The sequence below is a fragment of the Rufibacter sp. JT3400010 genome, assembly GCF_054956755.1.
In genome coordinates, this window is sequence record NZ_JBUDXA010000004.1 from 74,463 (window position 1) to 91,875 (window position 17,413).

Genomic DNA, 17,413 nt, shown 5'->3' on the forward strand with positions numbered 1-17,413 from the left:
TTAACTTGTAAGCCAATTCTTGCGTTAAAAAGCCTAAACTGTACCTACCTATGAAACTTGCCGGCGCCGCCCTCAACCAAACTCCCCTGGACTGGGAAAACAACCTCAAAAACATCAGAACCGCCATTGAACAGGCCAAAGCTGAGGAAGTAGACATTCTCTGCCTGCCAGAGATGAGTATTCCCGGGTACGGCTGCGAAGACCTGTTCCTGAGCGAATGGGTGTCTGTAGAATGCTTTGAGCGGCTGCTGGAGATAAAGGAGTGGTGCGAAGGCGTGATTGTGTGTGTAGGAGTGCCCATCAGGTTGAACAACACGACCTATAATTGCGCCTGCGTCATCAGAGACAAAGAGATTCTGGGCTTTACGGCCAAGCAGTTTCTGGCCAATGACGGCGTACACTATGAGCCGCGCTGGTTCAGTTCCTGGGTACCAAATACCATAGAGACGTTTGAAGCCTATGGCCAGACGTACCAGATTGGGGATATTATCTATGAGCACAAGGGCGTAAAATTCGCGTTTGAGATTTGCGAAGATGCGTGGCGCAACGCCAACCGTCCGGCGTATCGGCATAAAGAGAAGGGGGTGCAACTCATCATCAATCCTAGTGCCAGCCATTTCGCCATGAGCAAGACCGATGTGCGTTACCATCTGGTGGTAGATGCTTCGCGGGAGTTTGAATGCGCCTATCTGTACGTGAACCTGCTGGGGAATGAGGCTGGGAAAATGATATATGACGGGGAAATCATCATTGCCCAGAACGGGAACGTGCTGCTGCGCAATCAGCTGCTTTCCTTCAAAAGCGTGGATTTTGAGTGCGCCGAAGTTTCTTTTGAAGCGCCGCTGCCCCCGGCTCAGATGGATTTGCTGCCGGTAGACGAAAACATGGAATTTATCTCCGCCATTTCGCTGGCCTTGTTTGATTACCTGCGCAAAAGCCGTAGCCGTGGATTTGTACTGTCTTTGAGCGGTGGCGCCGATTCTTCTCTGTGCGCCGTGGCGGTGGCCGAAATGGTACGCCGGGCTGTCGCCGAAATTGGGTTGGAAGAGTTCGCCCACAAAACCAACTGCCTTACGCCCTATGAGATTTCTGATTATAGCCAGCTTTCCGGAGATGAGCTCAGAAACATCTTAGTGGGTAGATTACTGGTGACTGCTTACCAAGGCACCAAGAACTCCTCAGATGACACCTACCGCTCCGCCGAGGAACTCGCCAAATCCATAGGCGCCGTTTTCTACAACTGGACCATTGACGAAGAGGTGAAAAGCTACCAAGGCAAAATTGAACATGCCATTGACCGCCGCCTTACCTGGGAGCATGATGATATTACCTTGCAGAACATTCAGGCCCGCGTACGTGCCCCCGGCATCTGGATGCTAGCCAACCTCAAAAACTCGCTTCTGCTGGCTACCTCTAACCGCTCAGAAGCCAGCGTGGGTTACGCTACTATGGACGGTGACACGGCCGGTAGTATTTCGCCCATTGCGGGCGTAGACAAAGCTTTTATCCGGCAGTGGCTGGTGTGGGCCCAATTGGAGTTAGGGTACGAAGGCTTGCAGTACGTGAACAACCTGCAGCCTTCGGCCGAGCTGCGGCCCCTGGAAAATACCCAGACCGATGAGGAAGACCTCATGCCATACCCGCTCCTGAACCAGATTGAACGCCTTGCTTTCTATGACCGCCTTTCGCCGCAGCAGGTATTTGGTAAGTTGAAAGGCACCTATCCAGATGAGCAGCTACGGCAGTTCGTGCAGCGCTTTTACTCGCTCTGGAGTAGAAACCAATGGAAGCGTGAACGCTACGCCCCCGCTTTCCACCTGGACGACTACAACGTAGATCCACGTAGCTGGCTTCGGTTCCCCATCTTAAGCGGAGGTTTCCGGCAGGAGTTGGATGAACTTAGGTGATGTGGTTTTGATGTGGAAATTTGGAGATGTGAAGATGTGGGATTCTTGAATTTTAGGCCCATGTAGAGACGCAACATCTTGCGTCTTTGCTTTTGGTCTGTTTTAGGAAAATAGGCCGAAAACGTTTAGTACTTACGTCGCTGCAGCCCTGCAAAAAGTAACCATGGAAGAACTGGAGTGTCCACCTTATTTCAATGCCCTAGAGCAGCAGGTCTGGCAGTTTGCCGTAGCTGCGCATGGCGAACAGCGGCGAAAATACAACAACGAACCCTACGTGCGGCACGTGGAACGGGTAGCGCAAACGGTGATGGCGTACGGCGGTACCACGGGCATGGTCATGGCCGCGCTGCTGCATGATGTACTGGAAGACACGCCGGTACCTGAATCAGAAATGCAGGCCTTTTTGGAAGAGGTGTGTGCCGGTTCCATTGTGAAACCCGCCGAAGTGTTGCAGATGGTGCTGGAACTCACCGACCAATTCACCAAAGATCAAGCGCCCGGACACAACCGCAAACGCCGCAAACAAATGGAAGTGGAACGCCAGGGAAATATTTCGGGCCGTGCCCAGACCATTAAGTTAGCTGATATCATAGACAACACGCGTGACATCATTGCGCAGGACATCGGCTTCGCGAAGGTGTACATACCAGAAATTGTGGCCTTGCTGGAAGTATTGAAGAAAGCCGAGCCGTTCAAGTTGTACCTGCTGGCTTGTTATGAGGTGCAGAAAGCCTTGTTTACGCTGGAGGATGTACGCAGAGGCAAGCCGCAGGAAGATCACTTAATTGACACTTAAACAAGAACCCTGCTTTTAGGCTGATTTTCTAGATTCAACCTAAAAGCAGGGTTCAAAGTATATTGAGTACTTATTCTGAAGTTACAATCAAACGTACTTCGGCTAGTCAGACATTAATTGCTGTCACCGGCTTTGGCGTCATCGTTCCGGATGGAGCGTTTGCTGCGGGGCTGTTGTTTCATGTCCATTTTACCGAAACGGTAGGAGAAACTCACCCGCACGCTGCGGTTGTAATTCTGATTAATCGTATTCTGCACAAAATAGTCATTGGATAGCTCAGATTTGAATTGGATAGCCTTGCTGAACGGGTTGTCAACGCCAATGCTCAGGGTACCTTTCTTCTCCCACAGCTCTTTGCGTACACTTATGCTGGAGTAATAATAGCCCGAGAATTTACCTTGAATGCTGGGTCGCGGTGAGCTGAACGACCCGAAGAACTGCGCCGCCAATCCCTTACCAAAATCATAGCCCGAGTTTGCGTTTATGCTGTACTGCATGGCAGCATTGCTCTGAGGCCGGTCGTCAATGACACTCTCCAGTTTGATATAGTTCAGGTTAACACTTCCGCCAATGTTCCATTTAGGCATAGGTTTGGTGTTCCCCGAAAAGCTCATGCCGTACGTGGCGTTCTTGCCTATGTTCTGGTAAGTGGTGTAAGAGACATCGGGTTGCTGCCAGGTTCCATCCAATACGGGTAAAGCACCGTCTTCGCCTATAATTCGCCGGATAGATTCAATGGCGTTGTTGGTCTGGCGCAGGTACAAAGACACATTAATGGAGCTGGTCTTGAAGTAATTGCTGTAGCCTACCTCATACGCGTGTGACAGTTCCGGCTCCAACTCGGGGTTACCGAACGATACGTTTTTGGCATCAATGATATTCACGTACGGGTTCAGGTACCAGATCTGGGGTCTTTGAATCCGTTGCGTGTACCCTACCCTGAACGTCTGGCTCTTGAAGGTTCTGGAGACTAAGATGTTGGGAATGAAATTGTAATAATTGTCTTTGAACGGATCTTGGTAAGGCTGAATGTACCGGCCGTCAATGTTGGTGTATTCAAAACGGGCACCAGATTTTACGTTATAGTTTTTGAGCATTTTAAAGCCATAAGACCCATAAGCCGAATACACATCCTGGTCATAGGAGAATTCGTTGGGCCGCAGTTCCTCGGCAGCGGTGGAGAGCCTTAGTCTACGGTACATGGCATCGCTTTCCGCGTGGCGCAGTATACCTTTGGTTCCTACTTCCAGTTGGGTTTTGTTCTGGAACGGGTGCACATAGTCTACCTGAAACGTCATTTCGCGGTTTCCGCCTTCATTGGTGTTGCGCAGGAGCGTGTCTAGCCTGTAGTCCTGGTTCAGGTAGATGTCTTGGTCAGAAGAACTGCTCATGTTTCCTTTGTTCCATTGCGCTAAGACAGAAAGTTCTTGTTGCGGCTTGAAAATGTGGGTATAGCCCAGGTTCAGGTCTACCGAAGCATTCTTACTCAAGCCTCTGGCATCATTCTCTATGAACTGCTGGGTAGACAATGTTCGGGTCAGAGATTCCTGAAAGCCGCTGTTCCGGTTTCTTCCTCTGTAAATGTTTACGCCTGCGGTTATGGTGTTGGAAGTATCCAGGTCGGCATCAAACCCTAACTGTCCGTAGATACCGCCGCCTCTCCGTTTGGATTCTCCCATTTGTTCCAGCGTGGTATTAAAGCCTTCGGCGTCGGCATTGCTACGCGTGGCTCGGTATAATTCACTTTCGTTTTTGTTGTTGTATTGCTGGTGAGTGCCTAAACTAGCGTTGAACCCAACCTTGCCGCGCCTTACGTTCACATTTGCGTTTCCATTAGAACTGCGGGTCCCTACTGAGGTGCTCACGCTGCCGTTCACGCCGTATAAGGTATTCTTTTTAGTGACGATGTTGATGATCCCGGCGGTGCCTTCGGCGTCATACTTGGCCGAGGGACTGGTAATTACTTCCACGGTCTTAATCATGTCAGACGGAATCTGGCGCAGGGCATCGGCCACGCTGTTGGCCATAATGCTGGACGGCTTGTTGTTGATGAGCACCCGCACGTTAGACGAGCCCCGCAACTGCACGTTCCCGTCCAGGTCTACGGTTAATGAAGGCACTTTCTTGAGCACGTCTGAGGCGTTGCCGCCTATGTTGGTGATGTCCTGGTCGGCGTTGTACACCATACGGTCTACTTTGTCTTCCACCAGCGGTTTTTCGCCCACCACGGTTACTTCTTTCAGCTTATTCTGCACCGGTTTCAAGACAATTCTGCCTAACACCACCTCAGCATCTTGCTCAGAGACGTTGACACCCGCCCGGCTGAACGTTTCATAGCCAATAAAGCTCACCGAAATAGAATAGCTTCCGAAGGCCACTCGGGACAGCGTGAATCTACCGCGTTCATCGGTGACGGTACCATCAATAGGCTTTCCGGTGGCGGTATTTATGAGCGAAACCGTGGCAAACTCTACAGGCTTATTAGTAGAGGAGTCAGTGACTACGCCGCTAATTTTGCCGGAAGCCCGCTGAACGCCTCCGCCTGCTGCAGCGGTAGTGGAGGGAGTAGGGGTAAGGGAAGGAGCCTGGGCATGTAAAGAGGATACAGCCGCCCAACAAAAGAAGGCAATCAGTAAAGAATGACGCATGAATGGGGTTTGTAGAGGATTTTGAATGGGTTAGAAACAGTATAAATGAAGAATTGAATTTTATAGGTAGGAGAACCGCTGCAGTTCTGGTTTGTAATGAGTTAAGCTACAGCACAGAAAGACTCTTTGACATAAATAATAGCCAATGGTTTACTCTGTTGGAGAATATATTTTTCTGGCAAAATTCAGAAATGCCTATCCAAAGACAGTTTACTTTTGTAATGGTTGCTTCTTTCTCTAAAGCAGGTCTGATTTGAAGCTGTTTTTCTGAAAACAGGTCTAGATGAGTGCACCATGAAAGGAGTGAAAGAGTGTTGGTTAAGTTATTCTTTCCGCTGCACCTCCACGTTCATGCCCATGCCAACAGGAGACATTTTGTCCCATTTTGCCTGGCTTGCGTCTTTGTAGAAGGTGGTATGAAAACCGGGCATGGAAGCAGCAATGGTTAAGCTGTTGTTCTGTGTTCTGGGCTCACAATCCACCCATTCCAAGGCAATGGCAAAGTCTTGCGCCACGTATATGCCATAGGGTTCTAAATCAACATGAAACCAGCCTTTCTCTTTGTTCTTGATAGTGAAAAGCACATCTGTGGGAGTTATGTTCTGGGCTGGCTTACCCTCGTTAAGTGTATAAATTTTTACCCTAAATTTTACCAGATCATATCTGTTTGAAGTAAGGCAGAAGTTGAACTTGTTCAGGAAAGAAAGCTTGCCACCATTATTGATTAGAATTCCCAATTCGCGGCCAAGGTTCTCTTCAATTGGTCGTTGAAACACCCCGAAATTATGGTGAAAGAGGGTAATAGGCCCGGCATTACCGCCCAGTTCTTTTGTCTTCCATTTACTGGTGCCCACTTTCACTTCAGCTAGTTGCACTGGTGCCGGGTTGAGCGTTATGGTGAATTCGTTTTGGGCGGTTTGGCTAGCCAGCAGTTCTTCGATTTTCAGTTCTTTCGCCTCATATCCAATGGCTGAGATTCTGATAACCTTAGCCCGTTGATTGGCTGGAATGGTAAAGGCGAAAATGCCTTCTTTATCTGAGATAGTGCCTGTAGATTCGTCCAATACTCCTATACTGACGTACGCAATGGGTTTGTTGGTGTCACGGTCCAGTACTTTTCCGGCAAGGGAAGCCGCTTGGCGGTAGCTTTGGTAATGATCAAGACTTCTTGACCTGACGGGAGAAATGGAGGTGATCAGTGCGCAGGCTAAAAACGAGGCGAAAACAAATTGCTTCATGAACGGGAGAACTTTCTTTCAGCAAGAGAGTACCCCTTTGCCGGTAAGTAGTATGTAAGCTTTAAAGAACCGAAAGTACTGTACCTGAGCTACTCACCATCCAATCTCCACCGCCTGCAGCAGCCTACTTTCTAAACGGACTCGATATAGAAGTATTATATATAGATTTAAAATAATGTTTAGAAATGTTCCTTGCGTGCTATAAAAGCTGTTTTGGACCTGTTTTCTGTAAATTACCTCTAAAGTGGTCTAAACAAAAAGAGCGATGACCGGTGGGCCATCGCTCTTTCTCATTCACTTAAAAAGAACTTATTGCTGTACGCCTCCGCTGGCTTCGCCTTGTTTGGCGTCATCGTTGCGGATGGATTTTTTGCGGCGCGGCGGGCCTTGCTGCTGCATCTTCCCGAAGCGGTATTCAAAGGTTAACCGGAACCCACGGTTATACTGCGTGGCAATGCTGTTCACGCTGAAAGGAAGCCCGGAGGTCTGGCTGATGCCTTCCTGCTTGTTTCTGAACTCAAGAGCTCTTCTGAACGGGTTGTCCATGCCCACACTCAGCGAGCCTTTCTTCTCGAACAACTGCTTTCTGATGGCTAGGTTGTGGTAAGAGAAAGAAGACATAGTGCCTTGTAGCGCAATTCTGGAGGAGTTGAATCCGCCGGAGAACTGGGCACTTACGCCTTTGCCTAACTCATAACCAGAACTTAGGTTAATGTTGTACATCATGCCCGAGTTGCGGGCGAAAGGAGCATTCAACTGCACGTAGTACAAGTTCACGTTTCCGTTGATGTTCCAGGCGGGTACCGGTTTGGTAGATCCAGAAAAGCTCATGCCGTAAGTTTTATTTTTGGCGATGTTCTGGAAAGTGGTGAAAGTGGTGTCATTGATCACGTCAGACACGCTTTCAATCGCGTTGTCAGTCACGCGCATGTACGCCGATACGTTTAGGGAGGTGGTTTTGAAAAACGTGCTGTAATTCAGTTCGTAAGAATCGGTGAGTTCAGCGTCCAGTTCCGGGTTACCGAATAAGACCTGGTTAGGGCCTTGCTGCTGGCGGTACGGGTTCAGGAAGAACAACTGCGGACGCTGAATACGCTGGGTAAAGGAGGCGCGCAGCTTTTGGGTTGGTTTCAGGTCATAGGCTACCGTTACATTAGGAATGAAGTTGCCGTAATCAGTGGAGAAGTTATCCTGGGCGGGGTCCACAAAGTCGGCGGCTACTTTGGTGTGCTCGTAGCGGCCCCCAAATTTCACCTGGGTTTTCTTGTTCAGGCTGAATCCGTAGGAAAGGTAAGAGGCCAATACATCCTGGTCATAGGAGAAATCGCCCAGCGAGCTGAAACCATTGTAAAAGGAAGTACTGGTCACATCTCTGAGAATATTTTTGGCCCCAATTTCCAATAACGTGTTCTTGGGTAGGGGGTGCGCATAATCTGCCTGGAAGGTAAGTTCTTTGTTAAGGCCTTCGTTGCTGTTATTGGTGAGGGACAACACATTACCTTCCATGTTATATCTGTCCTGGAACATGGTGTTGTCCTGGTCTGTCTGGCTATAAAGGGCCAGTAACGCAAGTTCCTGCTGCGGTTTCTTGAACAGGTGGGTGTAGTCCAGGTTCAGGTCCATGCTCAGGCGCTGGTTGTTGTTTTTCATTTTCAGGTTATACTGCTTCTGCAACGTAGGTAGCGCAAACCCACCCTGCTCCGGCAGTTGATAAGCAATAAAATCAGTGGCGTTCTGGTTGGTGCGCATCTTGAACTGCCCGGTGTTTATCCGGATTCCGGCAGAAAGGCTGTTCTTTTCATTGATGTCATACTCCAGACCCAATTGCCCAAACCCGAACGCGCCGTTGGTGCGGTTGGTACCCAATTGCATAATGGAGCTTTCTACCAGTTGTTCCTGCTCCACTAATGGGGTAAGCGGATTGTCGCCTTCCAGTTCTGGCGTTCTGGGGTTATCTCTCAGTCTGCTCTGGTTCATGCGGGTCAGGTTCATCTTGCCTTTGCCGTAGAACATCTGCGTACCGGCGTTCAGGCTTATGCCTAGTTTTCCGCTTCTGATGCTGAGGTTGGTATTGCCATTGCTGGCCCGGGTGCCGCCAGTCACGCTCACAGATCCGGTTACGCCCTGCAACGCGTTCTTCTTGGTCACAATGTTGATGATCCCGGCCGTACCTTCGGCGTCATATTTAGACGAAGGGCTGGTGATTACTTCTACGTTTTTGATAACGTCGGCGGGAATCTGCTTCAGGGCATCGGCTACGCTACCGGCCATCATGGTAGACGGTTTGCCGTTGATGAGCACCCGCACGTTGCCACTACCGCGCATCTGGATATTGCCATCCTGGTCCAGCGAAATGGACGGTACTTTCTGCATGACATCGGCGGCGGTACCACCAACGTTGGTGATGTCTTTTTCGGCGTTGTAAACCAGGCGGTCTACTTTGTCTTCAATCAAAGGTTTCTCGCCTACCACGGTCACTTCTTGCAATTTGGTTTGGGCAGGGTTAAGCGTGATCCGGTTCAGGTTTGCGTTCTGGTCATTGGCCGAGAGGGTGACTTGTTTCAGTTCTTTGGTTTCATACCCAATAAAGCTGATGTTGAGGGTATAGGTACCGTTGGCAACTCTAGCCAGCGTGAAGCGGCCTTTCTCATCGGTAACGGTGCCGTCTACGGTTTTGCCGGTGCTATTGATCAGGGCAATGGTCGCGAATTCTACTGGTTTAGCGTTTTCGGCGTCTACAATGGTGCCGGTGATTCTTCCGGTTCCCTGGTTCATCTGAGTTACAGGAGCACCACCTGCGGGGGCTGTCTGTGGTTTGGAAGTGTTTACTGGGTTCTGCGCCCACAGGGGGGCAGACGTGGCGCAGCTTAACAAGGTTAAGAGCAGAAGTTTTTTCATAAAAAGGGTTAAAGGAATAAAAGCGTCTTGCAACGGAAAAGATGGTGGGAGTAGTACTTGAGAAGCCGAGCCGGCTTGTGGCTCCTCTAACCGCCTCCTTATCTTTTCAGTTGAAGCATTAGTATAGAGTGGGTAGGGAATATTACAGCACGAATTATAAAAAGAAGTTATTTAACAAATTCTTAACGCGGTACTGACAGCACCATCTGGGGGAAGACAAAGGTAGTAAAAGGATCAGGGTTTGCTCCCATTACTTTTCCTATGCACTGGACCTGTTGAGAAGCAGAAAGTAAGTTGGGGTGAAGGCGAATATGCCCCAGAAGGGTTAAAACTTGAGGTAGTAAGCAAAGTGCGTACCGGCTAATGGTATAATAGATAAGGGCAACCCTTTATGGTTGCCCTTATCTATTATACGTGATTTCCTTTTGTAAACCTGCAAGGATTATGTTGGGATGGTTATGCGCTTACGTAACGATTGTCTGGTCCGTCCACAAGATCCTTTCAGGATGAAAAAAGGAAGGAAGGGTAGAGGACGATAGGGAGATGTTATCTTAGATTCGTCAAAGCTGGTTAATAGCTAGTTTATAGAAAAGAGCCTGAATGCACACTGGTGCTCCACTTACTTGTGCCTACAACCAACCTTCGCGCACGGCTTTCGCCACTAATTCTGAGGTACTGGCGACGCCGGTTTTAGCCAGAATATTTCTCCTATGCGTGTTTACGGTGTGTTGGCTGATGTAGAGTTTCTCGCCAATCTCGGGACTATGATTTCCGGAGATGAGCAAAGACAGGATTTCCTTTTCCCGTTTGCTTAGCACTTCCTTGTCTGAGCAGAAAATGTGCTTGGCGTTCACGTCCAGGTAAGAGGGTTCGCCTTCCAGCCCAATGAAAGAGAGGGTAGGTTTTCCTTCTTTTTTGAGGTGGGAAATGTCGGTATGGACACCTAGGGTACGCAGCACGGCCCCTGTCTCATCGGCTTGGATGGTGACTACCTGCTGAAGAATGCGGAGGTACTCGCCGTTGGCTTTCCTGATGCGGTAATCATAGCGCACTTTGTACTTGAGGCTTTTCTCTGGGGGCAGTTGCAGGAAAAACTCGGTAACGGCATTCTCAAAATTAAGGAAATACGGCAGATCGTCGGGGTGTATTCTGTCCAGAATGGCAGGCACGGTGAAGTCTTCAGGATGGTAGCCCAACAGGCACGTCACATTCTCATTGACATACTCAATCTTGGCTTCCTGGCAGTTGAAAATGTAATAATAGAACTCTCCTACCTCAAAGATATTCAGCAGTTTCTTATGAATCTCCAGTTCGTATTTCAGTTCAGGAACGGAAGAATCTTTGGATATCTGTTGCCAGATTTTTCGGGCCTCTTCAAATGCAACTACTCTCATCTTCTTTACGCGTTAAAAGTATCAAATACGGTATGTCTTTCTGCAATAAGTGTTTATCTAAAGTTACGTATTAGAAAAAGAAAGTCTCACATTAATTGCAATATTTTACCAAAAAATAGGTTATAAATGATTTTAGTCATGCTTTCTCTGGTATAAAACTCCGTTAAGCTTTGTTCTCTGGTAAAATGAACCTCGTTTTCCCTCTGTTTTCCGGAAACTGGAGGTAGAACGTGTTTCAGCTTTGCGATGGAAAATGAAAACGACGAGAGGACGCCTCCACCCTGAGAAAGCCTGTTCAAGCGCCTTACAGCAGAATAGATTGCCAGCTCCGTGTAAAAAAAGGAAGCCCGTGCTTTCAGGTTATTTTTCTGAAAATAACCTGAAAGCACGGGCTTCCTACAGGAGGCTCCGTATGGACGGGAACTTTTAACTTACTTGATTCTGAAGCAGCAATTCTTCGTGTTTAATCCGCTTCAGCGCCTTGCTCCCAATGACCAACCGGGTAAGGAAGATGAATTTAATGATAAGTCCCGAAACGGGGTTGGCACCTGTTTCAGTGGCGTAGACAACCGTAAACACCATGTCTAGCACCAGTAACCCAATGGCCACATACAGGGCACCCAGTGATTGTTTTTTCTTCACCAGATAGCCCAACAGCAGGTAAACGGCCCCAATCAGGATGGCACCCCAGCCCAAACCCAGCGCACTCAGGAATTCCAGGTGGAACAGTTCGGTTAGAAGCCCTAGCAGGATGTTGAAGCCGGCAATAAACCACAGCACGGCTTGGGCGGTTTTCACTTGCTCCTGCGGGTGGGTGCCGCTGCCGGGCACTGGTTGCCCCTCTAGCAGCACTTCCAGCTCAGGGTTGATGCCTTGCTGCTTCAACTGCACCAAAAGCAAACGACCGTCAGAGAGCGGAAGGGTTTGTCCTTTCTTTAACTCTTTTGCGTTGGGAATCTGGCCTATGACGGTACCATCCTGCGTGATGGTCATGTTCTTCCAGTTGAAACTCCATTGAACCGTGATGGTTTCTTGGGAAGGTAGCGTAAAAGTTCTGGTGGGCATAAAAGCGTACGGATGATGAAGGGTTGTTGTAAGATAGAGGAAGGGGAGGGGAGTTGCAAGCGGTGCCGCTGCGCCGGGAAAGTGTTCTTCCATTTGATATCCTTTTCTGGTTCTTTTTCCAGAAACGGCATTAAAACAGAACTCCCGGCAGCTACTTGGAAAATAACTGCCGGGAGTTCATTTATGAAAGAAGAATCTTACTCAAAATCGGCCATGACGCGTAATACAGTGCCGTCCAACTCTGGGGTGACCTTGATTTGGCAGGAAAGGCGGCTAGTGCTGGTAGGGTTGGGTAAGTTTTCCAAGGTATATAGCTCGTCATCAGAGGCCTCCGGAAGCTCAGGAGCTTCCACCAGCTGTACATGGCAGGTAGCACAAAGCGCCATTCCGCCGCAGGTAGCCTGTACGTTGAATTCGCTGGCTTTCAATACTTCCATCAGGCTCAAGCCCATGTCTGTAGGGGCGGGAACGGCAATACGCTCGCCAGTGGGGGTTTCTACGTAAACGGTGATGTCTTCTTGCATGGCATTACATGGTTGGCACTCCGTTCACGGTAGTGTATTTCAGAACGAATTTCTTGTCTGGGTTGATGATGGAGTACGCGCTCTGCGCCATCAAAGCCGCCTCATGGTACCCGCACAGAATAAGCTTCAGTTTGCCAGGATACGTGTTGATATCGCCGATGGCGTAGATGCCGGGCACGTTGGTGCTGTAGTCTACAGTGTTCACCACAATGGCAGATTTCTCCAGTTCCAGTCCCCAGTTTTCCAGCGGCCCCAACTTAGGCACCAACCCGAAAAGCGGGATAAAGTAATCAGTTTCTATTTGGTAAGGGTCTGCGCCGTCTGGCACTAGAGTCACCGCATCTAGTTTGCCGTTGCCGTGTACTTCAGTAACGTTAGACTTCAATAACAGGCGCATGTGGCCTTCCTCGGCTAAGCTGGCCACTCTGGCGGCAGATTCTGGGGCACCTCTGAAGGTAGTACCGCGGTGTACTAACGTAAGCTCTTTGGCGACATCAGCTAAGTAAATAGCCCAGTCCAGGGCAGAGTCTCCGCCACCGGCCAGTACCACGCGCTTGTCACGGTAGTGCTCTGGGTCCAGAATCATGTAGTTCACGCCTTTGCCGCCTTCAAAGTTGGACAGGTTGTCAATGGCGGGTTTGCGGGGCTCAAAAGAACCCAAGCCCCCGGCAATGACTACTACTTTGCAGAAAATCTCAGTGTTTTCGTTTGTAACTAGTCTAAACGAACCGTCTTCCAGTTTTTCCAGGTCTTCTACGCGCTCACCCAGGGTGAAGGTAGGGTGGAAGGGGGCAATCTGCTCCATCTGGTTCTTGATGAGGTCACCGGCCAGAATAGACGGAAAGCCCGGAATGTCATAGATGGGTTTTTTGGGGTAGATTTCAGAAAGCTGACCGCCTACCTGGGGCAGCGCGTCTACCACGTGGCACTTCATTTTGAGAAGCCCCGCTTCAAACACGGCAAAAAGCCCCACCGGCCCGGCGCCAATAATACAGATATCAGTAGTTACAGTTGACATATAAAGTATAGTAGTTCTAACCGGCAGTCAGGCATTTGCTTTTCTGCCATCATCATGACGCAAACCACACACGTTCAGGTTTGCGCCCACAAAGTAACATCATTTTAGCCAAAAGTGTTTCCTAAGAAGCAGAACTGATTCTTGCCCCTCATAGATTAAATTGTAATTTTAGCGCTCCTAACTGTTTCTACATGCTAAACTTTATCACCTGGGACGTTTCTCCCGATATTTTTTCTCTGGGTCCGGTAACGGTTCGCTGGTACGGTCTGCTGTTCGCCATGGCGTTTGTGCTCACCCAACCTATTGAGAAGTACATTTACCGCAAAGACGGCCGTACCGATGAAGACGTGGACATCCTGACCATGTACATGATTGTGGGTACCGTAATTGGCGCACGCCTAGGGCATTGTCTGTTCTATGATCCGGTGCATTACCTGTCTAACCCTATTGAGATTTTCAAGATTTGGGAAGGCGGTCTGGCCAGCCACGGCGGTACCATAGGTATTCTGATTGCCCTGTACCTGTTCTGCCGCAAACACAAGTTTGATTACCTGTGGGTGTTAGACCGAATTGTGATTGTGGTAGCCGTAGGCGGAGCCTGCATCAGATTAGGGAACTTGATGAACTCTGAGATTATTGGCCGGCCCAGTGATGTGCCGTGGGCGTTTAAGTTTATGCGGAACAACGAGATATTCAACGGCGTACCTGCGTACGTAGATCCGCGGCATCCGTCGCAGTTGTACGAGAGCCTTTTCTGCGTACTTCTGTTCATTCTGCTGTACACGCTTTGGAAACGCGGTGCCGGACAAATAAGAGGATTCTTGTTTGGTCTATTTGTGACACTGCTGTTCACGTTCAGGTTTCTGATTGAGTTCCTGAAGGAAAACCAGGAAGCCTTTGAAGATAAATTGCCCCTGAACATGGGCCAATGGCTGAGTATTCCGTTGGTGCTGGTGGGCATAGGAGTTTTGATTTATGCTGCCAGACAACCTCGCCAACCCAGGCAAGTAAGCGCGTAGGTTTTCACCTGTTTTTGGAAAATCAGCATAAAAGAGTCGGGGCCCTGCGGCGTAAACTGCAGGGCCCCGACTCTTCTTTATTTATAGCCTTAATGTATACGCTGAATCTATCTGGCCATTAAACCATTGTTGGGTACAAAGTCCAGGGAAACGGAGTTCATGCAGTAGCGTTTGTAGGTAGGAGCGGGGCCATCATCAAACAAGTGGCCTAAGTGGGCATCGCAACGGCCGCAAAGGACTTCTATGCGTTCCATGCCGTAAGAGTTGTCTGCTTCGTATTTAACGGCCGTTTTCCGGAAAGTCTCAAAGAAACTCGGCCAGCCGCAGTCACTCGCAAACTTAGCATCAGAGGCAAACAACTTGTTCCCGCAGGCGGCGCAGTAGTAGGTGCCTATGCCGGTGTAGTTCCAGAGCTTGCCGGTGAACGCGCGTTCCGTGTCTTTCTTGCGGGCCACCTGGTACAAATGGGGCGGTAATACTTTCTTCCACTCGGCATCAGAAACGTGCAGGGTGGTGGTATCGGTGCGGGAATAATATGGGTTCTTGGGGTTCTGAGCAGTCGCAGGGTTTTGATGGGCCATGACCATCGCGGTTGCCGTAGGAGCGGCATGTTGCGAAACTTTATCTGCGGAACTCTGGCAACTCATGAGCGGGAGCATGCAGAGGAAATATAGGAGGAAGGTGGATTTCATGAGGAAGAATTGTAGGAAAAATGTAACTGCATAACAGATACGAACTCCCAATAGTTTACGGATTTCTATGTCAGGCAATTCAGGCACCGCAGCCTATTGCTTTTAGCCTGGTTATCAAAATGTAGCCTCTAAACTAGGTTCGCCTAATATTAAGTAAAGGAACAAATCAAAAACACTCCCTCTTTTGTCATCCTGAAAGGATCTTGTGGGCAAACTAGTCATGCTTTAAAGAAACGCTTTTATCGTTCGCCACCAAGATCCTTTCAGGATGACAGTAAAAAGAGGAGATTCTTATTTTCTTGTTTGTAGACACAAGCTACTTAGATGCGGTAAATCTCTTAAAGACAGCAAGCACCAGGAAAAGCCCCAGGCACGGCAAGGCCACCCAGCCTATTTCGCTTTGGATCACGGCCAACCCGCTTTCGCTGAAAAACCTTCCCACGCCTATGGGAGAAACTTGTATGGGACGCCAGGGCAGAAAATAGCGGGAGTTGTCAAAAGGGGAGAACACGGCCACGCCCAAGCCACCGTTGGTGAGGGCATCCAGCAAAATATGGGAGGCGGTGCAAAGAAAGAAGAAACTGATGAGCGTTAAGCCGCGCTTTGAAAACAGAGACGTATTCCGGTAGAAAAGGGCGGTGATGAACACGCCAAGCAACAGGGCAAATACCAGAGAATGAGAGAACCCGCGGTGACCCAGAAAATGATGATACGGCACCCCGAACTTGAACATGATCACATCCGCATCGGGGAAAATGGTGCAGAATGCCCCTAGAAGCAGGAATTTCCGTGGGTTCCCGTGCTCTTGGTATCCTTTGCACAGGGTAACTGCCAGAAGCGCGTGGGCGAATGCTGATGCCATTTCTTGTTTCTTGTCTGTCTTGAAAAAAGAACGGCAGCTTGAAGTGCTGCCGTTTAATCCATGCCAAAGGTGGTGGCGTTTCAGGCCTTAAAGTAAAGAAAAAAGCCGAAACGCAGAACCCGGAAATTACACCCCAATGTCCTCGTTCCAGACGGTGGGTTTCTCTTGGATGAACTGCTGCATAAGCTCATAACACTCCTGGTTGTCTTCTACTGTGATGTTTACCCCGCGCGAGCGCAGCAGTTCTTCCTCGCCCATAAACGACTTGTTTTCGCCAATCACTACGTTGGGAATGCCATACAGCAGAATGGTGCCCGAGCACATGGAGCATGGCGACAAAGTGGTGTACATGGTGCACTCGCGGTACACCGAGGCGGGTTGACGGCCCGCATTTTCCAAAGCATCCATTTCGCCGTGCAGAATGGCGCTGCCGTCCTGCACCCGTTTGTTGTGGCCCCGGCCGATGATCTTGCCGTTGTGCACCAACACAGACCCGATGGGAATACCACCCTCTTCGTATCCTTTCTTCGCCTCTTCCAGGGCGGCTTGCAAAAATTCGTTCATAGTTCTATTGTTTACGATAATGTCTGAGGCCCAACAGCACCGGCGAAACCACCAGACTAATGAGCCCCGCCGAGATGAGCACAATGGTAGGGTGGTAAGGGTCTAACGTAATGCCATCGCCCAGTTGCGATCTGATTCCCACCACCGCAGCCATCACTGCTATAACCACTAACCAGTACGTACTTTTTCTTCTTTTATTTTTGGGTACTTCCTTTTGTTTGGGAAGCCGAAAAATAAATCCCGCCAAAACCAACAGGCCAACCAAAGAAACAATACTCTGCATCCATAAACCAGTCATCTGTCTGCTAATGGGTTTGGTTAAAGCATCTGTTCCCAGTTCCAGAAAGGGCAATATTTCTTCCCGGTGCCCCGGCGAATGGGTAAGTACATCCAGTACTAAATGGGAGAACGTGCCTACTATGATGCTAAGGAGCACCACGCCATACTTCTGCCTGAAATAAGCGACCCAATCAAACGCGGTGTATTTCAGAAGTCGCCGCCGCAGAAACGCAGGTAAGTTCTGGATTAGCGCATTGCGTACCACCAGGTGAAAAAGAAAGGAGAGCAGCAATGCCAGCGGCAGGTTGAAGTAAAAGATTCCCCACCAGGTATGGCTGTAAGGGTCATGCTCGCTCATGCTCAGGAATTTCTCAAAATCAGGAGCCATGCTGCCAATCACCAGCCCTGTGCCAGAGCGCCACTTTTTAGGAAGTGCCAGCAGCGGCAGCACTACCGCCGGATGGGAAAAGGTAAAAGACATGAACGCGAGGTAAGAATCAGGAAAGAGT

15 protein-coding genes are annotated in these 17,413 nt (G+C 49.3%); 4 read left to right on the forward strand and 11 right to left on the reverse strand.

The window, feature by feature from the left end; translation table 11 throughout:
* The first annotated feature begins 50 nt into the window (after positions 1 to 50).
* Entirely contained in the window at positions 51 to 1,907 is a 1,857-nt protein-coding gene (gene nadE, locus ACY0JR_RS05405) for an NAD(+) synthase (RefSeq protein ID WP_462632919.1), read from the forward strand.
* A gap of 163 nt (positions 1,908 to 2,070) precedes the next feature.
* The gene (locus tag ACY0JR_RS05410; protein WP_462632920.1) at positions 2,071 to 2,703 is read left to right on the forward strand and encodes an HD domain-containing protein; all 633 of its coding nucleotides are present in this window, start codon (positions 2,071 to 2,073) and stop codon (positions 2,701 to 2,703) included.
* A gap of 113 nt (positions 2,704 to 2,816) precedes the next feature.
* Here ACY0JR_RS05410 and ACY0JR_RS05415 read toward each other — a convergent pair whose 3' ends face one another.
* Complete coding sequence (locus ACY0JR_RS05415; RefSeq protein ID WP_462632921.1) at positions 2,817 to 5,351, reverse strand: TonB-dependent receptor; 2,535 nt, start codon at positions 5,349 to 5,351, stop codon at positions 2,817 to 2,819.
* A 2-nt stretch (positions 5,352 to 5,353) separates the two neighbouring features.
* Between ACY0JR_RS05415 and ACY0JR_RS05420 the strand changes: the two genes are divergently transcribed.
* Entirely contained in the window at positions 5,354 to 5,608 is a 255-nt protein-coding gene (locus ACY0JR_RS05420; protein ID WP_462632922.1) for a hypothetical protein, read from the forward strand.
* Positions 5,609 to 5,674: 66 nt separating this feature from the next.
* Here the strand turns inward: ACY0JR_RS05420 and ACY0JR_RS05425 are convergent, their stop codons facing one another.
* The 6 genes from ACY0JR_RS05425 to ACY0JR_RS05450 form a co-directional block, all read right to left on the reverse strand.
* Complete coding sequence (locus tag ACY0JR_RS05425; RefSeq protein ID WP_462632923.1) at positions 5,675 to 6,589, reverse strand: carboxypeptidase-like regulatory domain-containing protein; 915 nt, start codon at positions 6,587 to 6,589, stop codon at positions 5,675 to 5,677.
* Positions 6,590 to 6,898: 309 nt separating this feature from the next.
* Entirely contained in the window at positions 6,899 to 9,487 is a 2,589-nt protein-coding gene (locus tag ACY0JR_RS05430) for a TonB-dependent receptor (protein ID WP_462632924.1), read from the reverse strand.
* A gap of 629 nt (positions 9,488 to 10,116) precedes the next feature.
* Complete coding sequence (locus ACY0JR_RS05435) at positions 10,117 to 10,881, reverse strand: LuxR C-terminal-related transcriptional regulator (RefSeq protein WP_462632925.1); 765 nt, start codon at positions 10,879 to 10,881, stop codon at positions 10,117 to 10,119.
* A 426-nt stretch (positions 10,882 to 11,307) separates the two neighbouring features.
* A complete protein-coding gene (locus ACY0JR_RS05440; protein ID WP_462632926.1) occupies positions 11,308 to 11,946 on the reverse strand; it encodes a hypothetical protein in 639 nt (212 codons plus the stop codon).
* A gap of 197 nt (positions 11,947 to 12,143) precedes the next feature.
* Entirely contained in the window at positions 12,144 to 12,470 is a 327-nt protein-coding gene (locus ACY0JR_RS05445) for a 2Fe-2S iron-sulfur cluster-binding protein (protein ID WP_462632927.1), read from the reverse strand.
* A gap of 4 nt (positions 12,471 to 12,474) precedes the next feature.
* Positions 12,475 to 13,488, reverse strand: coding sequence for an NAD(P)/FAD-dependent oxidoreductase (locus tag ACY0JR_RS05450; RefSeq protein WP_462632928.1), 1,014 nt, complete (start codon positions 13,486 to 13,488; stop codon positions 12,475 to 12,477).
* 191 nt (positions 13,489 to 13,679) lie between these two features.
* On the opposite strand from ACY0JR_RS05450, the gene lgt reads away from it, so the two are divergent.
* Positions 13,680 to 14,507: a prolipoprotein diacylglyceryl transferase gene (lgt, locus tag ACY0JR_RS05455; protein WP_462632929.1), complete on the forward strand. Its 828-nt coding sequence runs from the start codon at positions 13,680 to 13,682 to the stop codon at positions 14,505 to 14,507.
* A gap of 107 nt (positions 14,508 to 14,614) precedes the next feature.
* On the opposite strand, the gene msrB is transcribed toward lgt, so the two are convergent.
* From msrB to ACY0JR_RS05475, 4 genes are all read right to left on the reverse strand, one after another.
* Positions 14,615 to 15,199, reverse strand: a complete 585-nt coding sequence (gene msrB / locus ACY0JR_RS05460; RefSeq protein ID WP_462632930.1) for a peptide-methionine (R)-S-oxide reductase MsrB — start codon at positions 15,197 to 15,199, stop codon at positions 14,615 to 14,617.
* A 316-nt stretch (positions 15,200 to 15,515) separates the two neighbouring features.
* Positions 15,516 to 16,061: a metal-dependent hydrolase gene (locus ACY0JR_RS05465; RefSeq protein ID WP_462632931.1), complete on the reverse strand. Its 546-nt coding sequence runs from the start codon at positions 16,059 to 16,061 to the stop codon at positions 15,516 to 15,518.
* A 126-nt stretch (positions 16,062 to 16,187) separates the two neighbouring features.
* The gene (locus ACY0JR_RS05470; protein WP_462632932.1) at positions 16,188 to 16,625 is read right to left on the reverse strand and encodes a nucleoside deaminase; all 438 of its coding nucleotides are present in this window, start codon (positions 16,623 to 16,625) and stop codon (positions 16,188 to 16,190) included.
* Between the two features lie 4 nt (positions 16,626 to 16,629).
* A complete protein-coding gene (locus tag ACY0JR_RS05475) occupies positions 16,630 to 17,385 on the reverse strand; it encodes a DUF4184 family protein (protein WP_462632933.1) in 756 nt (251 codons plus the stop codon).
* Positions 17,386 to 17,413 lie beyond the last annotated feature (28 nt).